The organism is Arthrobacter sp. zg-Y1110, from assembly GCF_025244865.1.
GTDB lineage: Bacteria > Actinomycetota > Actinomycetes > Actinomycetales > Micrococcaceae > Arthrobacter_B.
The window spans coordinates 3,398,201-3,421,888 of sequence record NZ_CP104272.1 but is presented as its reverse complement, the minus strand read 5'-3'; the positions used below and the strand labels follow the sequence as shown (position 1 = coordinate 3,421,888).

General features: G+C 67.9%; 22 protein-coding genes. 6 read left to right on the top strand and 16 right to left on the bottom strand.

From position 1 onward, the window contains the following. The first annotated feature begins 107 nt into the window (after positions 1-107). A complete protein-coding gene (locus N2K99_RS16050; RefSeq protein WP_227920938.1) occupies positions 108-599 on the top strand; it encodes a DUF2975 domain-containing protein in 492 nt (163 codons plus the stop codon). Then, positions 599-868 carry a helix-turn-helix transcriptional regulator gene (locus N2K99_RS16045; RefSeq protein ID WP_227920216.1) on the top strand — a complete coding sequence of 90 codons (270 nt, stop codon included), beginning with the start codon at positions 599-601 and terminating at the stop codon, positions 866-868. The genes N2K99_RS16050 and N2K99_RS16045 overlap by 1 nt, the downstream gene beginning before the upstream one ends. On the opposite strand, the gene N2K99_RS16040 is transcribed toward N2K99_RS16045, so the two are convergent. Further along, entirely contained in the window at positions 865-2,538 is a 1,674-nt protein-coding gene (locus tag N2K99_RS16040; protein WP_227932706.1) for an FAD-binding protein, read from the bottom strand. The two genes, N2K99_RS16045 and N2K99_RS16040, sit on opposite strands and share 4 nt — an antisense overlap. Before the next feature lie 133 nt (positions 2,539-2,671). Between N2K99_RS16040 and N2K99_RS16035 the strand changes: the two genes are divergently transcribed. Further along, positions 2,672-3,223, top strand: coding sequence for a TetR family transcriptional regulator (locus N2K99_RS16035; RefSeq protein ID WP_227920212.1), 552 nt, complete (start codon positions 2,672-2,674; stop codon positions 3,221-3,223). 3 nt (positions 3,224-3,226) lie between these two features. On the opposite strand, the gene N2K99_RS16030 is transcribed toward N2K99_RS16035, so the two are convergent. Then, positions 3,227-4,642 (bottom strand): PLP-dependent aminotransferase family protein, encoded by a 1,416-nt coding sequence (locus N2K99_RS16030; protein WP_227920211.1) that lies wholly within the window; start codon positions 4,640-4,642, stop codon positions 3,227-3,229. Between N2K99_RS16030 and N2K99_RS16025 the strand changes: the two genes are divergently transcribed. Continuing rightward, complete coding sequence (locus N2K99_RS16025) at positions 4,641-5,579, top strand: DMT family transporter (protein WP_227932707.1); 939 nt, start codon at positions 4,641-4,643, stop codon at positions 5,577-5,579. The genes N2K99_RS16030 and N2K99_RS16025 overlap by 2 nt on opposite strands. Positions 5,580-5,601: 22 nt before the next feature. Here the strand turns inward: N2K99_RS16025 and N2K99_RS16020 are convergent, their stop codons facing one another. Genes N2K99_RS16020 through N2K99_RS15990 form a run of 7 tightly spaced genes read right to left on the bottom strand, consistent with a single transcriptional unit; the run spans position 5,602 to position 12,294 of the window. After that, positions 5,602-6,393, bottom strand: coding sequence for an SDR family oxidoreductase (locus tag N2K99_RS16020; RefSeq protein WP_227932708.1), 792 nt, complete (start codon positions 6,391-6,393; stop codon positions 5,602-5,604). Positions 6,394-6,446: 53 nt separating this feature from the next. Beyond that, positions 6,447-7,805 carry a PfkB family carbohydrate kinase gene (locus tag N2K99_RS16015; protein WP_227932709.1) on the bottom strand — a complete coding sequence of 453 codons (1,359 nt, stop codon included), beginning with the start codon at positions 7,803-7,805 and terminating at the stop codon, positions 6,447-6,449. Further along, positions 7,802-8,428, bottom strand: coding sequence for an SIS domain-containing protein (locus tag N2K99_RS16010; protein WP_374200017.1), 627 nt, complete (start codon positions 8,426-8,428; stop codon positions 7,802-7,804). Before N2K99_RS16010 ends, N2K99_RS16015 begins: the two co-directional genes overlap by 4 nt. Then, on the bottom strand, positions 8,425-9,681 hold the full coding sequence (locus N2K99_RS16005; protein WP_227932710.1) for a glycosyltransferase: 1,257 nt from the start codon (positions 9,679-9,681) through the stop codon (positions 8,425-8,427). Before N2K99_RS16005 ends, N2K99_RS16010 begins: the two co-directional genes overlap by 4 nt. Next, positions 9,678-10,706, bottom strand: coding sequence for a glycosyltransferase (locus N2K99_RS16000; protein WP_227932711.1), 1,029 nt, complete (start codon positions 10,704-10,706; stop codon positions 9,678-9,680). Before N2K99_RS16000 ends, N2K99_RS16005 begins: the two co-directional genes overlap by 4 nt. Continuing rightward, positions 10,703-11,764 carry a glycosyltransferase family 9 protein gene (locus N2K99_RS15995; protein WP_227932942.1) on the bottom strand — a complete coding sequence of 354 codons (1,062 nt, stop codon included), beginning with the start codon at positions 11,762-11,764 and terminating at the stop codon, positions 10,703-10,705. Before N2K99_RS15995 ends, N2K99_RS16000 begins: the two co-directional genes overlap by 4 nt. Then, the gene (locus tag N2K99_RS15990) at positions 11,761-12,294 is read right to left on the bottom strand and encodes an HAD-IIIA family hydrolase (protein WP_227920189.1); all 534 of its coding nucleotides are present in this window, start codon (positions 12,292-12,294) and stop codon (positions 11,761-11,763) included. The genes N2K99_RS15995 and N2K99_RS15990 overlap by 4 nt, the downstream gene beginning before the upstream one ends. A 156-nt stretch (positions 12,295-12,450) precedes the next feature. Between N2K99_RS15990 and N2K99_RS15985 the strand changes: the two genes are divergently transcribed. Beyond that, positions 12,451-13,389, top strand: coding sequence for a glycosyltransferase family 9 protein (locus N2K99_RS15985; RefSeq protein ID WP_227932712.1), 939 nt, complete (start codon positions 12,451-12,453; stop codon positions 13,387-13,389). Here the strand turns inward: N2K99_RS15985 and N2K99_RS15980 are convergent. The 6 genes from N2K99_RS15980 to N2K99_RS15955 form a co-directional block, all read right to left on the bottom strand. Next, positions 13,386-14,420, bottom strand: a complete 1,035-nt coding sequence (locus N2K99_RS15980; RefSeq protein ID WP_227932713.1) for a S66 peptidase family protein — start codon at positions 14,418-14,420, stop codon at positions 13,386-13,388. The genes N2K99_RS15985 and N2K99_RS15980 overlap by 4 nt on opposite strands. Before the next feature lie 62 nt (positions 14,421-14,482). Further along, entirely contained in the window at positions 14,483-15,280 is a 798-nt protein-coding gene (locus tag N2K99_RS15975) for a sigma-70 family RNA polymerase sigma factor (RefSeq protein WP_227932714.1), read from the bottom strand. Positions 15,281-15,383: 103 nt separating this feature from the next. After that, positions 15,384-15,713, bottom strand: coding sequence for a hypothetical protein (locus N2K99_RS15970; protein WP_227932715.1), 330 nt, complete (start codon positions 15,711-15,713; stop codon positions 15,384-15,386). Between the two features lie 97 nt (positions 15,714-15,810). Beyond that, on the bottom strand, positions 15,811-16,233 hold the full coding sequence (locus N2K99_RS15965; RefSeq protein ID WP_227920178.1) for a hypothetical protein: 423 nt from the start codon (positions 16,231-16,233) through the stop codon (positions 15,811-15,813). A gap of 283 nt (positions 16,234-16,516) precedes the next feature. Then, on the bottom strand, positions 16,517-18,904 hold the full coding sequence (locus tag N2K99_RS15960; protein ID WP_227932716.1) for an LPXTG cell wall anchor domain-containing protein: 2,388 nt from the start codon (positions 18,902-18,904) through the stop codon (positions 16,517-16,519). A 357-nt stretch (positions 18,905-19,261) separates the two neighbouring features. Beyond that, positions 19,262-20,575, bottom strand: coding sequence for an LPXTG cell wall anchor domain-containing protein (locus N2K99_RS15955; RefSeq protein WP_227932717.1), 1,314 nt, complete (start codon positions 20,573-20,575; stop codon positions 19,262-19,264). Between the two features lie 325 nt (positions 20,576-20,900). Here N2K99_RS15955 and N2K99_RS15950 point away from each other — a divergent pair, with 325 nt between their 5' ends. Then, the gene (locus N2K99_RS15950) at positions 20,901-21,881 is read left to right on the top strand and encodes a DMT family transporter (RefSeq protein WP_227920171.1); all 981 of its coding nucleotides are present in this window, start codon (positions 20,901-20,903) and stop codon (positions 21,879-21,881) included. A gap of 202 nt (positions 21,882-22,083) precedes the next feature. Here N2K99_RS15950 and N2K99_RS15945 read toward each other — a convergent pair whose 3' ends face one another. Next, complete coding sequence (locus N2K99_RS15945) at positions 22,084-23,625, bottom strand: long-chain fatty acid--CoA ligase (protein WP_227932718.1); 1,542 nt, start codon at positions 23,623-23,625, stop codon at positions 22,084-22,086. Positions 23,626-23,688: the final 63 nt, after the last annotated feature.

Genomic DNA, 23,688 nt, shown 5'->3' with positions numbered 1-23,688 from the left:
ATTTCTCCGGTAAGTACACCTGGTTACCGGGACCCCTTGCGGGACCTCTCGATTGTCGATAAGTATTGATTGTCCTTCAATCGAAGTGATCCCGTAGGGAGAGCATGATGGGAAAAGCAACCATCCTGGCGTTGCGGATCGTGCTGGTGCTGGTGTTCCTCGGCACCCTGTTTGTGCAGGCCGTGCTGGTGCCGCTGTTCGGCGTCGATCTGGCCGAGGCGGGAGCCGAAGCCGTCCGTGTGCCGGTCCTGGTGATTGTGGTGCTGGGGGTCCTCGCCTTCCAGGTCTGCCTGGTCTGCGTCTGGCGCCTGCTGACCATGGTCCGGCGGGGAACAGTGTTTTCCTCTGCGGCCTTCCGTTACGTGGATGTGGTGATTGGTGCGCTGTCGGCAGCAGCGCTACTGCTCTTTGCCCTGGGGGCCGTGCTGGCACCGGGAGAAGAGGCGGCCCCCGGCACCGTCCTGCTGATTGGCGGTATGGGGGTGACCGTGGCGGCCGGCGCCCTGCTGGTGCTGGTGATGCGGGCGCTGCTGGCCTCCGCCGTCGATACCGCGGCGGAAGCCAGCCACCTGCGCGCCGAACTCGGCGGGGTGATCTGATGCCGATCATTGTGGACATCGACGTGATGCTGGCCAAGCGCAAAATGCCCGTCGGTGTGTTGGCCGAACGGATCGGCATCACCCCGGCGAACCTGGCCGTGCTGAAGAACGGCCGCGCCAAGGCGGTGCGGTTCACCACCCTGGCGTCGTTGTGCGAGGTCCTGGACTGCCAGCCCGGTGACCTGCTGCGCTGGGAGGCCAGTGAAACGGACGGGGCCGACGACAGCGGCGGGTTCCTCGACGCCGTGCCCCGCCAACCAGCAGGCTAGGCCATCGATTCATCCGCCGTGTCCGTGAGGATCTGGCCTCCTTGCAGGTCTTCCCGTCCGGAAGCCGCGTCTTCTGCCCGTGCGGCCTTTAGCCGCGCGGCAGCGTGCTGTCCGGCACGGCGGCCGCTGAAAATGCAGTCTGCGAGCGATAGTCCGCTGACGTAACTGTTGGAACAGACGCCGACAGCGTTGCGGCCAGCGGCATAGAGGCCAGGGATAAGCGTGCCGTCCTGCCGTTTCACCAGCCCGGACTCCCCGTCCACCACCAGTCCGCCCAGCGTGAGGCCCGGAATCGGATAGAACGGCGAGGCATCAACGGAAATGTTGTAGGCATAGAAGGGAGCCTTGCCTACGGGAACGGACAGTTCAGGAGCTTTATGGGCGGGATCGCCGGCGCCGCTGGCAATACCTTGGTTGTAGGCCTCTACGGTTTGCTGCAGACCTGAGGCATCAACACCGATTTTCATCGCCAGCTCCGCGAGGGTACCCGCTTTCTTGTGGCCAACGGTCAGAAGGAAGGCGACCTGTAGCTTTTGGAAAATCTGGGTCTGGGACCAGACCTGGCCGCGCGCCTTCTTCCAACTCACCGAGTCATAGACGGCCCAGCCCTTGCCGCCGAACTCCCGCATCAGCACGTTGCCGTGGGTGGCCCCGTAGAGATCCTCGTTCTTGATCCGGCGGCCGTTCAGCCCCACGGTAACTCCTTCTATGAAGGCGCTCGGCGGGGAGAGGAACCGCCAGGCCGTCACGTTGCCCATCTTGGCCGTGGCTCCGCCCGCATGCATGCCGAGCTGGATTCCCGAACCATCATCCGCCGGTGTCCCCAACGGGGAAATCCCGGTGAATTCCGGGGCATAACGCTGGACCCATTCCTGGTTGTAGATGAAGCCTCCAGCAGCCAGAACCACTGCTGACGCGCGGGCTTCCTTCTCTTCGGCGCCGCTTTCCCACAGGCTCTTGATCTTCGCCACCGGTCCTTTCACCAGACCGGGAGCCCAATTGCCCAGCTTCCCCGTGAGCCGGGTCAGCCGTGCGTGTTCCGCCGCATTGGCATGGTCCTGCCCGAGTACGCGATACCGCACCCCCACCACGCTTCCGTCCTCCACGATCAGGTCACTCACTTGGGCCAATGGAACAAAAACCACCCCCTTCCGCCGGGCGGCGGCAGCGAGGGCTGACCACAGCACCTTGCCTGAAGCCAGCCCCTTGGCAACGGCGCGGTGTCCACGCGGTGCGGGTTCGGCAGTGAGGTTGTACGGATAGGCCTTCTCGTTGCCGGAAAAATACAGGTAGTGCTGGTCAGTGGGGTACGACGTCTTGTAGGACGGAACGCTGCTTCCGAAGACCGCTCCCTGCTGCTCCAGCCAGGTGATTGTCCCCGGGCTCTGGGCGCAGAAGCGGCGAAGCGTTGAGTCATCAACGCTGTTTCCCGCCTCCTGCCGCAGGTAGTTGTAGAGGTTCTCGACGGTGTCTTCATAGCCGGCCTCGCGTTGCTGCCGGGTGCCGCCACCTGCATAGACGACGCCTCCGGACAGGGCGCTCGCTCCGCCGCCGTAAGACCGATCCAACACCAGCACCCGTGCTCCGTTGTCGGCTGCCTCAATGGCTGCTGCCGCACCTGCATCTCCGTACCCCACTACGATCACATCGAACTGCTGCACTTCGGGCATAACGACCTCCTTGTCGGGACCTCAATTCCGGCAGAGTCTGCCATAACTCGCAGAACGAGACAAGGGCTACGGTTGAGCCATGAGTTCGAGCAGACGAGCACCGGGACGCCCCCCGCTTCTGGAAGAAGTTGAATTGCGTGCACGGGCATTCGACGTCGTCGTCCGTCAGGGTTACGAAAATGTCACCGTTGGCGACATCGCGGCGGAGGTAGGAGTAAGCGTCCGTACCCTTCATCGATACTTCCCTGCCAAGGCGGACATTGTCTGGGGAGCCGTTGACTCTGCTTTTGAGGCGTTGAAGCAGGGGTTCGATCAGGCGGGAGAGGACCTTCCCCTCATCGACCTCATCATCGCCGCCGTGACGGCGGCGTTTGGGGAACCCGATGAACATTCCGTGCTCAGCCGCCGCCGCATGCGGCTGATCGTGACCATCCGCGAACTGCAGTCCAGCCAGTCGGAGATGTACCAGTTGTGGCACGGTCAACTGGTAGAGATCATCGCCAGGCGACTGGGCGAACCCGGCGACGCGCTGCAGCCGAGGGTGCTGGCCTCTGCAGTGCAGGCAGTGATCATGGAAGCCCTCGCGTTCTGGGCATTCCAGGATGATGCAGACACGCCTTCGGCGGTTGTAGCCAAGGCACTGCGGGCGTTCGAGCTGTTGAATTCGGCGGCGGCGCGGGACTAGCGGTCAGCCGCGCCGGTGCTGCTCCAGGACCCGCCCCAGGATGCGCGCCCCCTCCCCGAACGCACCGGGATTCGGTCCGGAGTAGTTCAGCCGCAGGTAGGCACCGGCCTGCTCGGCCGGAAACCACTCATTGCCAGGTGCCACCCGCACGCCGGCGCTTTCGCAGTCCCGGGTGAGCGCGGCCAGGTCGGTGTTGTCCGGCAGGCGTACCCACAGGTTGAGTCCGCCCTTGGGGACCGCCTCCACCTGGGCGCCCGGAGCGTGCTCCCGGAGCGCATCAACCAGCAGGTCCCGCCGGCCCGCCAGCTGGTGCCGCAACTGGCGCAGATGTGTTCGCCAGGCGGGCTGGGTGACGACGTCGAGCGCCACCGCCTGCAGTATTCCGCTGACATACACCGAGGACGCCTGGAAGTCGGCCAGCAGCCGTTCGCGCGCAGGGCCGCGGGCAATGATGGCTGCCACCCGCACCGCCGGGGAAATGCTTTTGGTGAGGGAGCGCAGGTACACCACGTGCCCGCCGTCATCGCGGGCGGCCAGGGGCGCGGGATCAGCGGCAATGCCGAAGTCATGTGCCCAGTCATCTTCGATCAAAAACGCTCCGTGCCGCCGTACGGTCTGCAGCACCTGGTCGGCCCGCTGCCGAGACCAATAGGCACCGGTGGGGTTGGCGAAGGCGGGCTGGGCGTAGAAAGCCCGGGCACCGGTCTGCGCGAAGGCGCGTGCCAGCTCCTCCGGGTCCGGACCGTCACTGCCGCTGGGCACCGGGATCACCTGCACTCCGGCCTGCGCGGCGGCCAGGATGGCGCCCCAATAAGTGGGGGATTCCATCAGCAGCGGACGGCCGGGCCCCACCAGGGCGCGGAACGCGGCGCTGAGCCCGATCTGGCTGCCGGGGAGGATTACGACGTCGGAGGCTGCCGGAGGTGCCACCCCCGCCGGGGCATCCCTGCCCAGTTCGGCGGCAAACCAGGCACGCAGTTCGGGCAGCCCGGCGGCGGGGGAGCGGGAGAGGGCGGCATCGGTGCGGGCGGCGCGGGCGAAAGCCGCCCGGACCAGGCGTCCGGGCAGAAGCTCCGGGTCCGGATAGCCGGAGTGCAGCGCAATCACGTCATCCGCCACGGACCGCATGGCGCTGGAGAGGGTGGGCAGGCTGCGCGGGGCGCCGAGGGCGGCGGTCTGCCAGCCGTAGTCGTGGGCGCGGGCAACGGTGCGGGCGCGGACAAATGTTCCTGCGCCGGGCCGGCTTTCCACCAGGCCCAGGGATGCCAGTGTCCGCAGCGCTTTCTGCACCGTGACCGGGCTGGCTCCGTGCCGTGCCACGAGCTCACGGGTGGACGGCAGCTGCGCCCCGGGAGCCGCAGCCGAGATCCACGAGTGCAGCTCTGCCACGATCCGGTTCGCACTGCTACTATCTGCCATGAAGCCACATAATAGCGCTACTCTCAGCATGCCCACAGTGCTACCGACCAGCCGCGAGGGCCTGTGGTGGGGCCTGCTGGGCGTCACCGCCTTCTCCTTTACCCTTCCCTTCACCCGACTCGCCGTGGCGGGCGGCATGGCGCCGCTTTTTGTCGGATCGGGCCGGGCGGTGGTCGCCGCCCTGCTCGCTGCCGCCGCGCTTGCACTGACCCGGCAGCGGCTGCCGCGGGGCACGCAATGGGCGCGTCTGGCCCTGGTGGGCGGCGGCGTGGTAGCCGGTTTCCCGCTGCTGACATCCTTTGCGCTCGCCACCGCCCCGGCCAGCCACGGTGCCGTTGTCACCGCCCTCCTGCCCGCCGCCACCGCCGTGATGGCAGTCCTGCGCACGCATGAGCGTCCGCCCCGCCGGTTCTGGGTTATGGCAGCCGTCGGGGCAGCGGCCGCCGTTGGATTCGCGGCCATCCAGGGCAGCGGGCTGGCCGGGCTGCACCCGTCGGACCTGCTGTTGTTCGCCGCGGTGATCGCCGGAGCGGTTGGCTACGCCGAAGGCGGCATCCTGACCCGGGAGCTGGGTGCCTGGCAGACCATTTCCTGGGCGCTGGTGCTCGCCTCGCCGGTCATGGCAGGCCTGACTGTGTTCAGCCTTGCCGGGAGGGCGCCTGCCGGTGGCCCGGGGGAATGGGCTGCCTTCGCCTACCTGGGTGTAGTGAGCATGTTCCTGGGCTTCTTCGCCTGGTACCGCGGCCTGGGTATCGGCCCCATGGCCCGGGTCAGCCAGGTGCAGCTGGCCCAGCCGGTGCTGACCATCTGCTGGGCAGCCCTGCTGCTGCATGAGCGGCTGACCTGGGGCACCGTCCTGGGCGGGCTGGCCGTCATCCTCTGCGCGGGCGTTGCGGTGCGGACCCGTGGACGAAAGGCACCGCCGTCGTCCGCCTGACCGGCACGCACCGGAGCCGGACTCAGGGCCAGGAATCCTCCTCCTCGTGGCAGATCAGCATTTCACGGACCTCGCAGCCGGCGGGCTGGCCCAGCACAAAGAGGATCGCGGCAGCCACGTTTCCCGGATCGTTCAGCCGTGAATGGTCCTGCGGGCGGTACTGCTCGGTGCGGTCATCGAAGAACCGCGTTTTCATGCCGCCCGGGATCATGGTGGTCACACCCACCTGGCCGCGGGTCTCGGCGGCCAGGGCACGGCTGAAACCGATCACCCCGAACTTGGAGGCGCAGTACGCGGTGGCGTCGGAGACGGCCTTGAGCCCCAGGGTGGAAGCCACGGTGATGACCCGGCCGTGGGAGACGGCCAGATGCGGCAGGGCGGCGCGGACCACGGAGACCGTGCCCAGCAGGTTCACGCCGATGACCTTCTCCCATTCCTCCGCCGCGACGTCTTCAAGCCGGCCGCAGCGGTCAATACCGGCGGCGGTGACCACGGCATCGAGTCCGCCCAGGATCTGCGCCGCCTCCTGGACGGCCGCTTCCACGCCGGCGCGGTCCGCCACGTCCACCTGCACGGCCTTGGCCGCCGTGACGGCGCTGATATCGCGGTCCAGCACCACCACGGATCCGCCCGCGGAGGTCACGGCGGCGCTGACGGCGGCACCCAGCCCGGAGGCGCCGCCGGTGACCAGCACCCGGCCGGTGAACACCGCGGGAAGGGGAGGCGTTTGGGGGAGGGGGTCCGGGACCGGGAGAGGACCGGGCACAGGATCGGGCAGGGAGGCCGGTGCGGGGGCCGCGGGGAACAGGGTCATGGGATGTCCTTTCGGCGGAATGGTTAGGGCAGTGGAGCCAGGGAACGGTTTGCTCAGCCGACCTTCGCCAGCGCGGAGGCCAGGGCCGTGGTGGAACGGGCCGGATGGAACGGGACCGTGACCGTTTCGCCGCCCCAGGAACGGATCAGCGCCGCCTCCGGGAGCTGGTCTTCGCGGTAGTCCCCGCCCTTGACCCAGATGTCCGGCCGCAGCCGCTCCAGCACGGCGGCCGGGGTGTCCTCCTCGAAGACCAGCACCCCGTCCACGCATTCCAGGGACTGCAGCAGTTCCGCCCTGTCTCCGGCACCGATAATCGGGCGCTGCTCACCTTTGAGCCGCCGGACGGAATCGTCGGAGTTCAAACAGACAATCAGACAGTCGCCCAGCCCCCGGGCCGCCAGCAGGGTGCGGGCATGTCCGGCGTGGAGCAGGTCGAAGCAACCGCCGGTGGCCACCACGGTTCCGCCGCGTGCCCGGACCTGCGCCGCCGTCGCCATCGCGTCCGGTGTCCCCGTGCCGAAGAGGGGGTCCTCCGCTTCCAGTCCGGCCACGCCGCCGGCGGCCAGGAAGGAGGCCGCCGCCTGCACGGCGCCTTCGGCGGCGGCTTCCAGCCCGTCGCCGTCGAGCAGCCGCACGGTGAGGGAAGCGGCAAACCGGTCTCCGGCACCGCATGTGTCCTCCGCGGAAACCCTCGGCGCCGGAAGGATCTGTGCCAACCCTGCTGCGGGGAGGGCCAGCGCGCCCTGCGCCCCCAGGGTGAGCACCACGGATTGGCTCTGCCAGCGGGTCAGCAGCTTTTCCGCCGCCCGAAGTGCCGCCGGAACCCCGCCCGGTGCCTCCCCGGCAGCGGACAGGGCCTCGGCCAGGTTCGGCGTCACCGCCGCAACCCCGGGCACCGGTTCGGCCCCCGCCGGATGCGGGTCCCAGACCACCGGAATACGCCGGGCAAGGGTTCCCAGCAGGTCCCGGAGGGCCGGATTGGCTGTGAGCCCGCGGCCGTAGTCGGCAACCACCACCGCATCGGCCGCCGCGAGCACGGACAGCATCTGTGCGGTGACCGCAGGGACCGGGGCGGCGGAGCAGCCCTGGTCGAAGCGGACCACGGCGTGGGTACCGGCCCGGATCCGCGTCTTTACCGGGGTGGGAGCGTCGGACGGGCCGGAGGTCAGGGGGATGCCGGCCAGCGCGGTCCGCAGCAGCCCGGAGGCGTCGTCGTCGGAGAGTACCGTCACCAGATGGACCTGCCGGCCGTCCCGTTCCAGCAGGCGCGCCACCAGGCCCGCACCGCCGGCCCGGCGTCCGACGTCGTCCACGTCCACCACGGGCACGGGCGCGTCGGGGGAGAGGCGCCGGGCCGAGCCGGAAATGTCCGTGTCCAGCAGGACATCACCCACCACGACGATTGTCTTCACGCGGTTCCTCCTGCAGTGGTGAGCCGTTCGATCTCGGCGTCAAAGGACCGGCAGAGGGCATGCAGGGCAACCAGGTGGGCCTCCTGTGCATTTGCTGCCGGTGCATCAATGGCAATGAAGTCCTCGCAGGCCGCCGCGAGCGGATTCGGCGCCCGGCCGGTCAACGCCCAGGTCCGCAGCCCGGCAGCGTGTGCGGCCTGCACGGCGGCCAGCAGATTGGGGCTGGCGCCGCTGGTGGAGAAGAGGATGAGGACGTCTCCGGGCCTGCCGTGGCCCTGCACCTGCCGGGCGTAGAGCTGGTCGAAGCCGTAGTCGTTGGCGATGGCCGTCACGGCTGAGGTTTCGGCATGCAGGGCAATGGCGGAAAACGGGCGGCGCTCGCCGTCGAACCGTCCCACCAGTTCCGCGCTCAGATGCTGGGCTTCGGCCGCGGAGCCGCCGTTTCCGGCGGTCAGCAGCCGGTGCCCGGCCAACAGGCGGGCCGCCAGCTCAAGGCCCCACTCCGTCAGGTGCCGGGCCTGCCGCTGGACGGAGAGCAGGGCGGGCTGCGCCTGGGCCAGATGGTCCAGCACTGCCTGCTCCGGCCCGGCGACGGGAGCGGTGACCGGTGATTCGATGCTCACAGCGCCTTCCCTCCCAGCGACTGCAGCCGGCCGGGCCTCGCCGCGGCGCCCAGGGCCAGCTGATAGGCCTTCTCCGTCTCCAGTGCCACCCGGTCCCAGGAGTAGCGGGCGGAGGCGCGCTGCTTGCCTGCTGCCCCGAGCCGCCGGGCGTAGCGGGGGTTCTGCAGCAGCTCCGAGAGCGCGGCGGCCAGGGCTGCCGGATCCCGGGGCGGCACGTGCAGGCCGGTTCTGCCGTGGACCACGGTGTCGATCAGCCCGCCCACTGCCGAGGCCACAACGGGGACTCCGCACGCCATTGCCTCCAGCGGCACGATCCCGAAGGGTTCATACCAGGGAGCGCACACCACGGCATCGGCGCTGCGCAGCACCGCGGGCATTTGTTCGCGGGGGACCTGGCCCCGGAGCAGCACCCGGTCCGCCACACCCAGGGACCGGGCGAGGGCCAGCAGCCGGCGGGCCTCCGGATCCGATTCCAGTCCGGCACTGTCACTGGAGCCGCCGACAATCAGCAGCTCCACATCTTCCAGGCCCTCGTCCCGCAGCAGCGCGAGGGCCCGGATGGCCAGGTCCACACCCTTACGCGGCACCAGGCGCCCGACGGCGGCAATCCGGTGCCGGCGTCCGCGCGGTTCCGCCGGCCCGCTGGAAGAGAAGAGGGACAGATCCACGCCGCAGGGCGCAATGGAGATCCGGCTGCCTGGCACCCCGATGGCCTTGAGTTCGAAAACCTCGTCCGAACAGGTGGCCAGCACCCGGTCCGCCCGCCGGCCCACGGAGGGTTCCAGCCAGGCCCGTTCCGGCGGGGACGTGTCCTCGGCACCCTGATGCCGTTTCTTCACGGTGCCCAGTGCGTGGAAGGTGTGGACCACGGGCACGCCCTCGTCTCCGGCGCTGCGGGCCGCCTCCAGTGCGGCGAGCCCGGACATCCAGAAGTGCGAGTGCACGACGTCGGGCGGTTCGGTTCCCCAGTCGGCCAGCACGCCGTCGGCCAGCTGCCCCATGTACGGCAGCAGGTCATCCTTGGGCAGCGGCAGGGCCGGCCCGGCGGTCACATGCACTACCTCCAGGCCGTCCTGCACCTGCACCCGGTCCGGGAGCCCGGGATCGTCCCGCCGCGTGTACACCTGCACGGTGTGGCCGCGGGCGGCCAGCGCCACGGACAGCGCGGCCACATGCACGTTCTGGCCGCCGGCATCCACCCCGCCCAGCGCGGCCAGCGGACTTGCATGCTCGGACACCATTGAGATTCTCACTGTTGTCCCCCTCCTGTTGATGCCGGTGCGGTTCCCGCCGCCGGAAGAAACGATGCGGCGGAAACCGTCTCTGTTAGCAGGTCCGCGAAGAGCCGGTCCCAGTCGGACAGGAACCGGTCCAACCCGTACCGGGCCAAGGCCGCCGCGCGGGCGGCCCGGCCGCAGGCGCGTGCCTGCTCGGGCTCGGCCAGGAACATCCGCGCCGCCCGGGCCAGCTCCTCGGGATCGTTGCTGGTGATCCCCGCCACCGGCGGGACTGCCCGGACCGCTTCGGTGGTTGCAAGGGCCAGGACCGGCAGTCCCAGGTGCATGGCCTCAAGCAGGGACAGGCCCAGCGAGGTCCAGCGCATCGGGTGCAGGTAGGCCCGGCAGCCGGCCAGTTCCCGGTGCAGCCTGGCAACGGGCAGGTCGCCGCGGACCAGCAGGCGGTCTGCACCCAGCAGTCCGGGCAGCCGTTCCGTACCCATCCCGAAGACTTCCAGCGGTGCAGCCCGGGCAAATTCGGGCAGGAGATCGGTGCCGGCCACCCGGCTGCGGCGGACCGGCTCGTTCACCACCACCCCCAGATGCGGGCGCTCCCCGGTGTAGAGGTAGCCGGGGTCGGGGATGCCGTGTTCGATGACCCGTACCGGTGCCCTCCCGGTGTCCCAGAACAAGCGGTTGAACTGCGTGACATGCACAACCGGGATGTCCGTCCGGCCGGCCAGCGGATGCCGGGTCTCGGGCACGTTGCCGCGCGGGGTGTTGTGTTCCAGATACACCGCCGGAATGTCCCGGCCGGGCCGCCGGCCGAGCAGGCGGGTGCAGGCGTCGATCTCTTCGGGACGCTGCAGCAGTACGACGTCGATCTGCTGGGTGCGTAGATCTTCCGGCGCCACTTCCACCGCAGCTGCCGGCCAGGACCGGCCGCCGCGTCCCAGTCCCCAGGCATCCCGTGCGGGGGTGGCCGGCAGCAGGTACTCATGGGCGCCGCGGACAAATGCCTCCATCCAGCCGCCGTGCACGTGCCACAGCAGGATCCTCATCGGTGCCTCATTTCACGGTGGGTCTGCAGCGACGGCACGCCGGTGACCAGGCGCTGCACCGCTTCCACCACCTGTTCGGGGGAAACGCCGGAAAGGCAGGGATGCCCGGGCACCGGGCAGATCCGGGCACGGGTTCCGTGGCAGGCAGCGTGCTGGTTCCCCAGCAGTTCCAGCGGAACACCGTAGGGCGCCCACCGGATGGCGGGCACCACGGGTGCGAAGAGGCTCACCACCGGAGTGCCTGCCGCGGCCGCCAGATGGGCCGGCCCGGTGTTTCCGGCCACCACCGCGTCCGCTCCGGCCAGGACGGCCGCCAGAGCGGCCAGATCCGTGCGTCCGCCCAGATCCAGGCCGGCCACCGCCGCCACGGTGGCGGTCAGCTCCTTCTCGCCGGGGCCGCCGGTGACCACCACGCGGAAGCCGGCGGCGGTGAGCAGTTCGACGGCGGCGGCATGGTGCAGGGCCGGCCAGGCCCGGGCCGGCACGGCGGCACCCGGATGCACCACGATGTAGGGTCCGGTGCCCACCAGATGGGAGACATCGGGCAATGGTCCCAGCCGCAGCCGGCCGTCGTCGCCGGCGGGAAGCGGAAAACCTGCGGCGGCAGCGATCCGCAGCGCACGCTCCGCCTCCGGCTGGTCTTCGGGGAAGTCCTCCCCGGGTTTGAGCCGGTGGGCCAGCAAGGCACCGGCGTAATCCGTGGACGCCCCCGTAATAGTGCGTACTCCGGCTTCGCGGAGCAGCAATGCCAGGGGCAGCGGGGACTGGTGGAAGGACGTGAGGATCACCGCTTCCTCGGCCCCGACGGACCGCAGCATGACCCGCAGTGCCTCCAGCAGGTCCCGGGAAGGTTCCGGGGCAGGATTCAGGATCCAGGGGCAGGACCACTCCAGCACCTGCGCGACCCCGGGCAGCAGCCGTCCGGCAGGCGCACCCTGCGGACCGCACAGCAGCACCGTTTCCACATCCGGTGCCGCCGCCACCGCACGGATGGCCGGGCCCGCGAGCAGGACGTCCCCGGCGCCGTCGAGCCGGGCCACCAATACCCGGCGGCTCATCGGCTGCCCCACAGCAACTCCACGGCCTCGGCCAGGTCGTCCGCCACGAGCGGAGCCGCGGCGGTTTCCTCGGCACGGGTAACGGCAGTGGGCACCAGCACGCCGCGTGCACCGGCGGCCGCGGCGGCCTCGACGTCGGCACCAATGTCACCGATGACGGCGACTTCTGCAGGATCGAGCCCCAGGCGGCGGCTCGCCCGCAGCACCATGCCGGGCATCGGCTTGCGGCAGGCGCAGCCGTAGCCCGGTGCATGCGGGCAGATTTCCCAGACATCGAACGGTCCCAGCAGGTCTTCGACGGCGTCGTTCACTCCCGCCACTTCTTCAGCGGACAGCATCCCCCGGCCGATGCCGGACTGGTTGGTGATTACCCCTACGGCCACGCCGGCTTGCCGCAGCCCGGCCAGCACCTCGACGGCGCCGGGTAGCGGCCGCACGAGTGCCGGATCCGCGTTGTAGGGCACGTCAAAAATCAGCGTGCCGTCCCGGTCAAACAGGACGGCACGCGGCGGCGACGGCAAAAATCCCATACCGCATCTGTTCCCCGCCGGAAGGGAAGCTAAACACCGCGGGGACTACTTCTTTGACAACCGGAACTGCCGCCCCACGCGTATCCCGCGGCACAATCTTCTGGCAGGATGTGGACGTTCTGGCAGGAGTTGACCGACCGGAAGGAAACTGCGCCCATGCCCGACGTGGCCGGACGTCCCGAACTGCTGGTGCTGCGGGCCCTGAAACTGGGGGATCTGCTGGTCGCGGTTCCGGCGCTGAAGGCCCTGCGGCGGGAGTATCCGGAGCACCGCATCCGGTATGCGGCGCAGGAGTGGCTGCGTCCCATCCTGCCGCTCACCGGTGCCGTGGATGACCTGCTTCCCCTGCACGGCCTGGATGTGCCCATTCCACTCGAACCCGGACAAATAGACGTTGCCGTGAACCTGCACGGCAGCGGTCCGGAGAGCTGCAGCCGGATCGAGGCGCTGCAGCCAAGGCGCCGGATCGGGCACGCCGGACCCGGATGGGACGGTCCGCCGTGGAAGGACGGCGTCCACGAACGCGAGCGGTGGGCAGGATTGCTGTCCTGGCACGGCATCCCTGCGGATCCGCTGGATTACCGGTTGGATCCGCCGTCGGCGGCGGAAAATGCGCCGGAAGCGGTCGTGATCCATGTGGGCGCGGCCTACGGCAGCCGGCTCTGGCCCGCGGACCGGTTTGCCGACGTCGCCCGTGAACTCGACGCCGCCGGTTCCCCGATCCTCTTTACGGGCAGCCGGTCCGAGCGGCAGCGGGCGCTCGCCGTCGCCGACGCCGCCGGGCTGGGGGCGGAGTGCGTTGTGGCCGGTGAGCTCCGGCTGGACGAGTTCGCCGCCGTGATTTCCCGGTCCCGGCTGGTGATCTCGGCCGATACCGGTGCGGCGCACCTGGCGTCGGCCTATGCCCGGCCGTCAGTGGTCCTGTTCGGCCCGGCGCCGGTCAGTGAATGGGGTCCGCCGCCGGGCCCGCACATCGCCCTGACCGACGGCAGCCGACGCCGCGGAGACACCTTCGCCACGGATCCGGACCCTGCACTGCTGGCGGTCACGGTGGAGGACGTCCTGGCCGCCGTGGAGAAGCTCGAGGCGCTCTAGCGGTCGCTCAGGCGCAGCCGGCCGCCGGATGCGTCCACGGTTAGTTCCGCCCGGCCGCCGATCGGCAGGGTCAGCTGCGGCTGGGTGTGCCCGAAATCGACGTTGGCCAGGACCGGCAGGCCTGCCAGGGCGGGCTGGGCCGCGATCTCCTGCAGATGCGGCAGCGTGATGCCGCTGGACGCCTGGAACCTGCCGATGACCAGGCCCTGAATATCCTCCGCGTCCGGCTGCTGGAGCAGGGAGGTGAGGTCCCGGGCAAAGGTTCTGGGATCGGTCGTGGCATCGTCCTCCAGCATGAGCACGGCGCCGGCCAGCGGAGGCATCTGCGCGGTGCCCTGCAGGAGGTTCAGGGTGCACAGGTTCCCGCCGATAATGCGGCCGGAGGCGCTGCCCTGCTGCAGGGGCCACCATCCTTCCCCGGGCTGGGGACTGCGGTTGTCCTGGTCCAGGAACCAGGCGTCGTCGGTCCACTCGGGGGAGGGGGCAAGCTCCATCCGGTAGCCGTTCACCAGGGCGTCCACGAACCACTGCTGCGTTAGGTCAAAGTGGTCCCGCATACCGAAGCTGGACCAGTGCGGCCCGGAATAGGTCACCAGGCCGGTGCGGGCGAAAATCGCGTTCTGCAGCGCCGTAATGTCGGAATATCCGCACAGGATCTTCGGATTGGCGGCTATCAGGTCCCAATCCAGATAGGGGAGCAGCTCGTTGCTGTTGAAGCCGCCGATGACGGTCAGGATCCCCTTGACCTCCGGATCCGCAAACGCGTCATGCAGGTCGGCAACGCGGGAGGCGACCGAGGTGGAGTCGAAAATGTCCCGCTCATCCACGTGGCGGCCGTAGGAAAGCCGCAGGCCCAAGTCAGCGAAACGGCGTTCGATGAGGGCGCTGTGATCGTGTTCGGCCACCATGGCGCGGCTCGCCGCCGGGGCAATGACGCGCAGCAGGTCGCCCCTGGCCAGTTTGGGCGGGACGGTGGCTGGCGGGACTCTATTTTCCGGGGCACTGGTTTCCGGGGCAGCGGCAGGATCCATGGTGGAACGGTAACAGGGCGCCGTACGGTATCCGGGTAGGGCAGCGCAGGCCGCGCGGCGGTTCAGGCGGTTGCGCTGTCCCTGGCTGCGGGGGTCGCTGCCTGGGTGAGTGGCTTGGGGGCATCCAGCAGGTCATGCTGCAGCCGCACCAGGATCCTCGCCAGTCTGCGGGAGACCTGCATCTGGGTCAGGCCCAGCCGTTCTCCGATGGCCTGCTGGGATTCCTCGTGGAAATACCGCAGGAACAGCAGCTCCTTGTCCTGGTCGGTCAGATTCCGCACGGCGCGGCGCAGCATGGCAAGGTTCTCGGCCCGCTCCAGCCGGCCATCGGCTACGGCCCATTGCTCCGTACCGGCTGTGTCCGCCAGCGCTTCCAGGGATTCCGGGCGAAGGCTGCTCTGGCAGTTCAGTGCTTCAGAAACGGCTTTCGTGGGAACTCCCAATGCCTCGGACAGTTCACGCAGTGACGGCTCCCGCCCGAGCGTCTGCAGGAGTTCCGGTTGCAGCCTGGCGATGGCGGTCCGCAGGTCCTGGAGTTGCCGCGGCGGCCGGACTACCCAGGAGTGGTCCCGAAGATAGCGCTTGAGCTCTCCGTGAATGGTGGGAACCGCGAAGGCCGGAAAATGCGGGCCGACGGCAGGATCAAAGCGGCGTACCGCCTTGATCAGGCCCATGTAGGCGACCTGGCGCAGGTCCGCCAGCTCACGCCCTCTCCCCGCGTAGGCGGCGGCAGCCGTTTCAGCGATTTCCCGGTACCGGAGGACAAGTTCGTTGTGCAGCGCCTGCTGCAGGTCACCGCGTGCCTGGCGGGCTTTTTCAAACGGAAGCAGGGAGGACGGAACACCGGAGAAAGCGCTCATGAGCAGCACGGGTTTTCAGCAGCAGGTTCGGCCCCCTGCTGGACCGCCTGATCAGGACACCAGAGCGCTCACGGGTTATCAATAGTCCGGACCACCTGTTTTGTTACTGCTTCTTGAGCTCTGGATGGAGCAGAAGGTATAAGCGCCGGGAACGGCCGGCATCCTCCGGCACGGCGGGACCGGCTCCTTTTGCCGCGCCGGCCCGGGCGGCGGAGCGGTGCAGAAACAACGCGGCGACGGCGGCCGCAGCCACCGGTGCGCTTCCCAGGGCAATCATGAGAGTGCAGTACATCCACAGGAACATCAGGGTGGGCGGGGTTCCCAGCGGTGCCTCCAGGAATCCGGCCCAAAGGGCCAGCCAGTATGCCGCGCAGGCAGCGAGGACAATCCAGGCGGTGCGGCGGCGAACAAGGGCGAGCAGCTTTTGCTCCATGGCGAAAATCCAGGCAGATAGGCGGAAGTGCCGCCTGCTTGACCCATCAACCCTAGGCCCGCAGGCGGCTCCACCGCCGGTTTTGCGGAGCTTGTTCCTACTTTGTGGACAGCGGGGTTGCCATTCCCGCTGATTCCTCCACAATGACGGATATTTCTCCGGCAGGTGCCTGCTCGTCGGCTGCCGCTTGCAGGGCGGCGACCTGATCCGCGGGGACCTGGACGGTCACCGCTCCGGTGCGTCCGCTGGTGCTGATCGAGTGGACTTCCAGGTTCGGAACGGGCTTGTCCGCGAGCCAGGTCTGCACTTGGCTGCGGGCCTGCTGCAGTTGGTCGGCGTTGAACGCCACGAGGACCGGCTCTGCACCGGCGTCGCGCACCTGGGCCTCGGCCTCCGGACCGGTCACCGCGATGTGGAGAACGCCGCGGTCAATCCAGCCGTCAGCGTATTCGGTTCCCAGCTCGTTCCTGAGGCGCGCGTGCAGCAGCAGCAGCTGGGCACCGGGTCCGTTCGTTGTCATGGTTGCATCCGATCCTGGTGTGGCTGACGTGGCAGTGCCGGACGGCGAATCCGGCGGGGTGCCCGGCCCGCCGTCTGCGGATAGCGGTGCGCAGCCGGTAACCGCGCCTGCGGCGATCACGGCTGCCAGGGCGGCCCCGGCCAGGGATCGGACTGTAAGCAGGTGGAGCGACGGCGGTGTCCGGTTTCGGATCATGATTCCTCCTGGTGCGTGACTGTAGCTTAAGTCAAAGCGGGTCCCGGCCGTTGGCAGGGACCCGCTTCAGTGTGTACCGCTGGTGTTGTTAGGCGCCCACAGAAACCCGGCGGCGCTTGTTGTACATCAGCGCTGCGGCACCGGCGGCGAGCAGGGATGCTCCGCCTCCGGCCAGCAGGCCGAGGTTGGCGGCGCCGGTGTCAGGCAGTCCGCCACCCGGGTTAGCGGCCGGAGCCGGGTTCACCACAACCGGGGCTGCGGTGACCGTGATGCTCGCGGAGGCGTTGGCCGACGGAGCGCTGTTGATGGTCTGTACGGCCGTGATTCCGTAGTCGCCCACGGTCAAATCGCCCATCGGAACAGACCAGTTGCCGTCTTCATCCACGACTACGGCTTCGAGGGCCTCGTCATCGACCGCAACGGTCACCTCGACGCCGGCGGTGCCGGTACCGGTGATTTCGTTGGGGAGTGAACCTTCAACGAACTCCTGGCCGTCAGTTGGGGAGGTGATCACCGGAGCGTCGGGTGCGACCGTAAGGTTCAGCGTCGCTGCCCCCGAGTCTTCCTTGCCGGCAATGCCGCCCTGGACTGCGGACAGCTTGTAGACGCCGTACGTCAGCGGTTCCTCGAGGGTTACCGACCATTTGCCTTCGTCGTCGACCTCGGTATCGAGAACTGCAGCGGCTGCTACTTCCTCTTCCTCGGCGTCGCCCGGCACGGTCAGGGATACGGTGGCGCCGGCTACGCCGGTGCCTTCAATGGTCTCAATGGAATGCAGCACTGTGGCAGGAGTCGTGAAGACCGGAGCCGGCAGGGGAGCTTCCTTGACCGTCAGTTCGAAGTTGCTGACGGTGGACTTGCTGAACCCGTTGATGGCCTGCGCGGTGATGGTGAGCTTTTCGTCGGCCGGTACCAGAGTCGGTGCCTTGAAGGACCAGGTGCCGTCCGCGGCGACCTCTACCGTCGAGTCCACACCGTCGACGTTCAGGTTTACGGTGCTGCCGGCAGGAGCCGTGCCGGTGATGGCCGCGTCGGTGTCAACGGTGCCGTTGTTCGCCGGGCTGGTCAGCGCGGGTGCGTCCAGGTGCACGGCGAGGGTGTAGCCGGGGAGCACGTCCATTGCACGGCCGAGGTCCGCACCCGTGACCTTGCCGGAGCCGGGTACGCCTGCGCTAATGAGGCCTACGGCCAGGTTGCCGGAGATCATGGATCCGCCGGAGTCACCCTGTGCAGCCTGAAGCTCGGCTTCAAACCCTTCAACCCAGGAGCCCTCAACGTTGACGAGATGATCACTCTGCAGGATGGTGCCGCAGGTCCAGAAGGTTGTCCGGCCGGACTTGCAGATCGGTGCGCCCACGACGGGAGCGGTGGATCCGGTGACCTTCACCGTGGTGGCGGAAAGATCATCAACGTTTTTCCACTGCAGGGTTTCCGGGAGCAGGGTCAGTTCGGGGTTGATCTCGTCGATGACGCCGATATCGGTACCGGGATCGGTCTCGGTGCCGCCGAATTCGTAGGTGGCGCTGAAGAGGCCCAAGGCGTAGGCATGGTGTTCGAGAACGGTCTCGGGGAATGCGCCGTCCGGGCAGTGCCCGGCGGTGATGGCCGCAGCCTCGCCGTCGGCATTGAACCCGGCGAAACCGATGGAGCAGGCAAAGGCACCTTCGGCGGTCTCGAAGAGGTAGCCCGAACCATTCGGAATGTCCTCAAACTTCAACGTGGTCCCGTGGTCGTAGGTGACCGTGACGTTTGAGTACAGCTCGTCGAACTGCTGCGGCGTCATTGGTGCAGCCGTGCCGCGGGCCGAGGGGGAACCCAGCGCTTCTGCGGGCTCGCCCACCTTGAGTTCAAACCCCTGGTCGATGTTGCCGCTGACGGACTGCAGCTTGTCCGCACTGCCCGTTGCTGCGGCGTACTCGGACAGGAGGCTCCGGAGATCCGATGCCCGCTTTGCTTCCACGTCAGCCGGAGCTTTTTCCTCGGCTGCTTCGGACGGCTGGAGCGCCGGGGACGCCTCGGGTGCCTGATCTTCGCTGGGAGCCTCTGCGGCCGGGGCCTCGGGCTCAACGACTGTGGCGTCGAGTTCGGTAGCGAGTGCCAGGAGTTCTTCGCCGCTGCCGGTGATAACCAGGCTGCCGTCGAGGACCTCAATGCCGACAAAGCCCGCAGTGGCCTTGAGCCGCTCGAGGTTGTCCGAAGCCTTCTTGCCAAGGTCGCCTGCAGCTACGAATTCGTCGACGGTCATGCCGAGATCGCGCTGGAGGGCCTCCTCGAGGCCGGGGGCCAGTTCTCCGGCATCCGAGGCCGGGATTTCTGTGCCCTGCAGAAGCGCAGCGGCAGGTGTTTCGGTTGGCTGCGGGGCGTCCCCGGTATCAGCCATGGCCGGGCCGGCGATGAATGCGCCGCTCACCGCCAAAAGGGCAGCGGCGCTAAGGGCGCCTACCCGTGCATAGAGCGGGCGTGAACTTTCCTGCATGAAATTTTTCCCCCATAAAGCATTGGCCCCCGGCGTTTCCGTGCAGGCGCACGTACGGCACGGCACCTGGAGACTGCGGAGGTAATGAGACTGACACTACTGAATTTGTACCGATCCCGGCCGATTCCCTGAAAGGCCGTTATCCTGCCAATGAATTCAACCGGCCGGAATTAAAGCACCGGGTAACCGAGATCACAGACACGCGAAAGAATAGCGGTCACCGCCCGGTATGGCAAGGCTTGTGCATGGGCCCTTTGCATGCCGGGTCTAACGTCACCGGGGTTCGCGGAAAAGGGCATAAACGAGGCGGGCCCCGGCTATTCGCCGGGGCCCGCCTCGTTTATCGATTAGGAATTCCTAGGACTCAGAAGCCGCGTTGCGGCGGCGGTTGAACAGCAGGGCTGCACCACCGGCGGTGAGCAGGGCTGCTCCGCCTCCGGCCAGCAGGCCCAGGTTTGCTGCACCGGTGTCGGGCAGTCCGCCCGCTCCCGGGTTTCCGGCCGGAACGGGATTGACGGTGACGGGCGGGTCAACAACTGCAGCCGTAACGACGAAGCTGGTGTCGGAGAAATCGGAAACAGCATCTCCGACGGCCTGGATGGCAACAATGTTGTGGGCGCCCTCAGCCAAAGGAGTCAACGGGACGGACCAGTTGCCGCTGGCATCGGCGACGGTTGCCTGGATCGCGAGTTCATCCACATCCGCCTCACCGTCGAGATCGAAGTCGACGACGAGCTCGACGTCCGCACCGGGCACCGCGGTACCGGTGATTGCTGCCGGCAGCTTGTTGACGGGGATTTCGGCACCGTTGCCCGGGGTGGTGACCACCGGAGCGGCGGGGACCACATCGATGAAGTCGTTGATTGTCTCGGAGCTTTCCTTGCCCTCCTGCGACTGCACGAGGGTCAGGTCATACTCTCCGTAGCCCAGCGGCGTCTCGAGGGTCAGCTCCCAGATGCCGTTTTCGCCGACTGTGACGACGCCGGTAATCGGTGCTGCTACGTCCCCGTTGATCGTGATCGTGACGGTGGCCCCCGGGACGCCGTTACCGGTGAGAACCTTCAGGGAGTCCACGACGCGGGTCGGGGTGGTGACAGCCGGAGCCGGCAGCGGAGCATCTTCAAGGGCCACTGTGACAGTGGTGGCAGCTGACCTGGCGTCGCCGTTGATGGCAACTATCGAAAGGGTCAGCGGCTCCCCGTCCACCGCGACGACGGTGGGCGCGAGGACACTCCACGTGCCATCTGCCGCTACCGGGATGGTCTGCACCACTCCATTGGCGGTCAACTCCACGGAGGTTGCCCCCGGAGCCGTTCCCGTGATGCGCTGGCTCGTCTTGACGACATCACCGTTTTTGAGGTTAACGGTGGGCGCTGCCAAGGCCGCGGGTGCGGTCTCGGTGGGCGTCGCGGTGGCGGTGCCCGTGGGCGTCGGGGTTGCCGTACCGGTGGGATCCGGAGCCGCCGTGGTGGTGACCGAAGGAGTCGGCGTCGGAGTCGGCGTGGTGGTCTCGCTGGGATCCGGAGACGGCGTGGTGGTCTCGCTGGGCTCCGGAGACGGCATCTCTCCGGCCATCGCGGGGCTGGCAATGAATGCACCGCTGACCGTCAAAAGCGCGACGGCGCTAACGGCGCCGAGCCGTGCCGAAATATTGCGTGAATTTTCCTGCATGAAATTTTCCCCCATAAAACCGTCGACCCCCGACGTTTCCATGCTGGTAAGGCGGCAAATGGAGAATGCGGAGGGAACGAGACTGAAACTGCTGAACAAGTATTTGAAGTGCGCACAGTATTGTGCGCCATCAATAAGTGGTACCTGCAACGGATAGAGACCCATACCGCAGGTAAGGGCGAGAATAGCGTGCCCCTCCCTAGATAGCAAGGATGCGGATTATCCGGGCCAAGAGCATATTGAAAGCGCTCCCCAGGCCGGGTAGGGTCGCCGTCGTAATCCCGGACCCCCGTGTCCCGGGCTGTACTAAACCGCAGGGAGATTCATGGCACGGGCGCGGACAAAAGGCAGCCAAACGGCACTGCGGCCGGGAGCTGCCGGGATTCTCGTGGCGCTGGCATCGTCGGCGGTGTTTGGATTGTCCGGATCCTTTGCGAAGGCGCTGCTGGAAACCGGTTGGAGCCCCACCGGCGCCGTTGCTGTCCGGATGCTCGGAGCGGCACTAGTCCTCGCGGTTCCTACTGCGTTCGTCCTGCGCGGACGCTGGAGCCAGGTTCGGAGCAATTGGCGCACCATCGTGCTGTTCGGGTTCATCGGGGTGGCCGGGTGCCAGTTCTTCTATTTCAATGCGGTGGAGCGCCTGTCCGTGGGAGTGGCCCTGTTGCTGGAGTTCCTGGCACCGGTGCTGATGGTGCTTTGGATTTGGGCTGCCACGCGACGCCGCCCCGGCATCCGCACGGTCCTCGGCACGGTGGCCGCCGTGGCGGGGCTGGTGCTGGTACTGGATTTGGGAGGCAGCACGCGCATTGACCCGGTGGGAGTGCTGTGGGGACTCGCCGCCGCGGTCTGCCTGGCGAGCTATTTCTTCATCACCGCCAAGCAGAACGATTCCCTCCCGCCGCTGGTGCTGGCCACGGGCGGCATGTTTGTGGGCGGTGCCACCATGGCCGCGTTGGGCCTCACGGGCATCCTTTCCCTAAATTTCAGCACCACGGATGTGGACCTGGCAGGGTGGCGGACCGCATGGTGGGTTCCGCTGATCGGCCTGGTGCTGTTTTCCACGGTGCTGGCCTACGTCACCGGGATCATTGCGGCTCGCTCCCTCGGCTCCCGGGTGGCTTCGTTCGTGTCCCTGACCGAGGTGCTGTTCGCCGTCCTGTGGGCGTGGCTGCTGCTTTCGGAGCTGCCACGCCCCGTCCAGCTGGCAGGCGGGTGCCTGATTGTTGCCGGCGTTGTGCTGGTTCGTTCCGACGAGCCGGCCGGACTGCCCGGGGAGGCAGCGGCCGACGTCGAGCCCTACGCCTAGCGCTGCATTCCCCGGTTCCTACGGGGCCTGGAACGGCGGCAACGAAATTTGCCGCTCGCAGAGCTCGCGGTAAATATTAAAGCCGCCTTCCTCCAGGCCCCTCCAGGCCCCTCCAGGCCCCTCCAGGCCCCTCCAGGCCCGCGAAAGTCCCCGGGATGGCCCCGCGAAAGGCCCCGTAGGGGCCCCGTAAGCCCCGAAGCCCCTATGCTCCGGGCGCTTCGGCCGCCAGGGGTGCGGAAACCTTGATTTCCCGCTTCAGGATTTTGCCCGTGGGTCCCTTGGGCAGCGCGTCGGTCAGCTCGATCCGGCGCGGATACTTGTACGCGGCCAACCGGTCCTTGGTGAACTGCTGGATGTCTGCGATCAGCTCGTCCCGTGCTGCGTCGTCAGCGGGCACTGCTTCTTCACGAAGTCCCACCACCGCGACGATTTCCTCGCCGTGCAGAGGATCGGGGATGCCGATGACCGCGGCTTCGGCCACGGCCGGGTGTTCGTAGAGGACCTCTTCGACCTCACGGGGATAGACGTTGTAGCCGCCGCGCAGAATGATGTCCTTCTTCCGGTCCACGATGTAGATGTTGCCGTCCTCGTCGAAACGGGCCAGGTCCCCGGTCCGGAACCAGCCGTCCGGGATCGCAGCGGCCGTGGCGTCGTCGTTCTTCCAGTAGCCCTTCATCACGCCGTCGCCGCGGACGGACAGCTCCCCGACCTCGCCGACCGGAACGTCGTTGCCGTCCGGGTCCAGCATCCGGACCTCCGTCCCCGCCACTGTTTTACCGATGGAGCCGGGCCGGCGGTCGCCGCCGGGAACGTTGAAGGAGACGATCGGCGAGGTCTCCGAGAGGCCGTAACCCTCCAGCAGCTCAATGCCGAAAACTTCCTCGAACTCGTGCAGGATTTCCAGCGGCATGGCGGAACCACCGGTGATGGCGCCGCGCAGGGATGACAGATTGGTGGTCCTGACCGCCGGGTGGCGCAGCATGCCCACGTACATGGTGGGCACGCCTTCGAAGATGGTCACGCCGTCGCGCTCGATGATCTCCAGGGCCTTGCCCGCATCGAAACGAGGCAGCAGGCTGATGGACGCACCGGACAGGACGGACGAGTTCAGGGCCGCGGTCTGGCCGAACACGTGGAAGAAGGGCAGGCCGCCGAAGTGGACATCCGTCTCCACCGTGTTCAGCAGGGACTGGGCCACATAGGCGTTGGTGAGGAGGTTCCGGTGCGTGAGGGCGGCACCCTTGGGCCGGCCCGTGGTTCCGGAGGTGTAGAGGATCACCGCGGTGTCCTGGTCAGCCACTTCAGCCACTTCGGTGCGGCTGTCCGCACCGGCCAGCAACTGCAGGAATGCGGCCGAATCCACGGAGACCACCTCCACTCCGCCGGCCTCTTCCGCCCCGGCGGAGACTTCCGCGGCCACGCCCTCCCACGCGAAGGCAATCCGGGCACCCGAGTCCTGCAGGTGGTAGGCCACCTCGCGGGCCTTCAGCAGCGGGTTCATGGGAACGACGACGGCGCCGTGGCGCAGGGCGCCGAAGTACAGGAACGCCATCTGCGGGATGTTCGGCATCACCAGCGCAACGCGGTCTCCGGGCTCCACCCCCCGGCTGGCGAGGAGGCCGGCAACCTTGGCGCTCATGGCGTCGAGGGCCGCGTAGGAGACAACGGTTTCATCTAGCTTCAGGGCTGTCCGCTCCGGAAAGCGCGCCACCGTGTCAGTCAGAATGCCGGCGAGGTTGTGCATGGGGGTGATCTCCTTTGATCTGCGACGTAGAGGGAAGTCTAGCCACCGCCGTCGCACGCGGGA

Bases quoted from the DNA above. Each gene is read 5' to 3' on its own strand.
- N2K99_RS16050 (WP_227920938.1), top strand. From the start codon at position 108: ATGGGAAAAGCAACCATCCTGGCGTTGCGGATCGTGCTGGTGCTGGTG.
- N2K99_RS16045 (WP_227920216.1), top strand. From the start codon at position 599: ATGCCGATCATTGTGGACATCGACGTGATGCTGGCCAAGCGCAAAATG.
- N2K99_RS16040 (WP_227932706.1), bottom strand. From the start codon at position 2,538: ATGCCCGAAGTGCAGCAGTTCGATGTGATCGTAGTGGGGTACGGAGAT.
- N2K99_RS16025 (WP_227932707.1), top strand. From the start codon at position 4,641: ATGAAGCCACATAATAGCGCTACTCTCAGCATGCCCACAGTGCTACCG.
- N2K99_RS16030 (WP_227920211.1), bottom strand. From the start codon at position 4,642: ATGGCAGATAGTAGCAGTGCGAACCGGATCGTGGCAGAGCTGCACTCG.
- N2K99_RS16020 (WP_227932708.1), bottom strand. From the start codon at position 6,393: ATGACCCTGTTCCCCGCGGCCCCCGCACCGGCCTCCCTGCCCGATCCT.
- N2K99_RS16000 (WP_227932711.1), bottom strand. From the start codon at position 10,706: ATGAGGATCCTGCTGTGGCACGTGCACGGCGGCTGGATGGAGGCATTT.
- N2K99_RS15995 (WP_227932942.1), bottom strand. From the start codon at position 11,764: ATGAGCCGCCGGGTATTGGTGGCCCGGCTCGACGGCGCCGGGGACGTC.
- N2K99_RS15990 (WP_227920189.1), bottom strand. From the start codon at position 12,294: ATGGGATTTTTGCCGTCGCCGCCGCGTGCCGTCCTGTTTGACCGGGAC.
- N2K99_RS15985 (WP_227932712.1), top strand. From the start codon at position 12,451: ATGCCCGACGTGGCCGGACGTCCCGAACTGCTGGTGCTGCGGGCCCTG.
- N2K99_RS15980 (WP_227932713.1), bottom strand. From the start codon at position 14,420: ATGGATCCTGCCGCTGCCCCGGAAACCAGTGCCCCGGAAAATAGAGTC.
- N2K99_RS15975 (WP_227932714.1), bottom strand. From the start codon at position 15,280: ATGAGCGCTTTCTCCGGTGTTCCGTCCTCCCTGCTTCCGTTTGAAAAA.
- N2K99_RS15970 (WP_227932715.1), bottom strand. From the start codon at position 15,713: ATGGAGCAAAAGCTGCTCGCCCTTGTTCGCCGCCGCACCGCCTGGATT.
- N2K99_RS15965 (WP_227920178.1), bottom strand. From the start codon at position 16,233: ATGACAACGAACGGACCCGGTGCCCAGCTGCTGCTGCTGCACGCGCGC.
- N2K99_RS15960 (WP_227932716.1), bottom strand. From the start codon at position 18,904: ATGCAGGAAAGTTCACGCCCGCTCTATGCACGGGTAGGCGCCCTTAGC.
- N2K99_RS15955 (WP_227932717.1), bottom strand. From the start codon at position 20,575: ATGCAGGAAAATTCACGCAATATTTCGGCACGGCTCGGCGCCGTTAGC.
- N2K99_RS15950 (WP_227920171.1), top strand. From the start codon at position 20,901: ATGGCACGGGCGCGGACAAAAGGCAGCCAAACGGCACTGCGGCCGGGA.
- N2K99_RS15945 (WP_227932718.1), bottom strand. From the start codon at position 23,625: ATGCACAACCTCGCCGGCATTCTGACTGACACGGTGGCGCGCTTTCCG.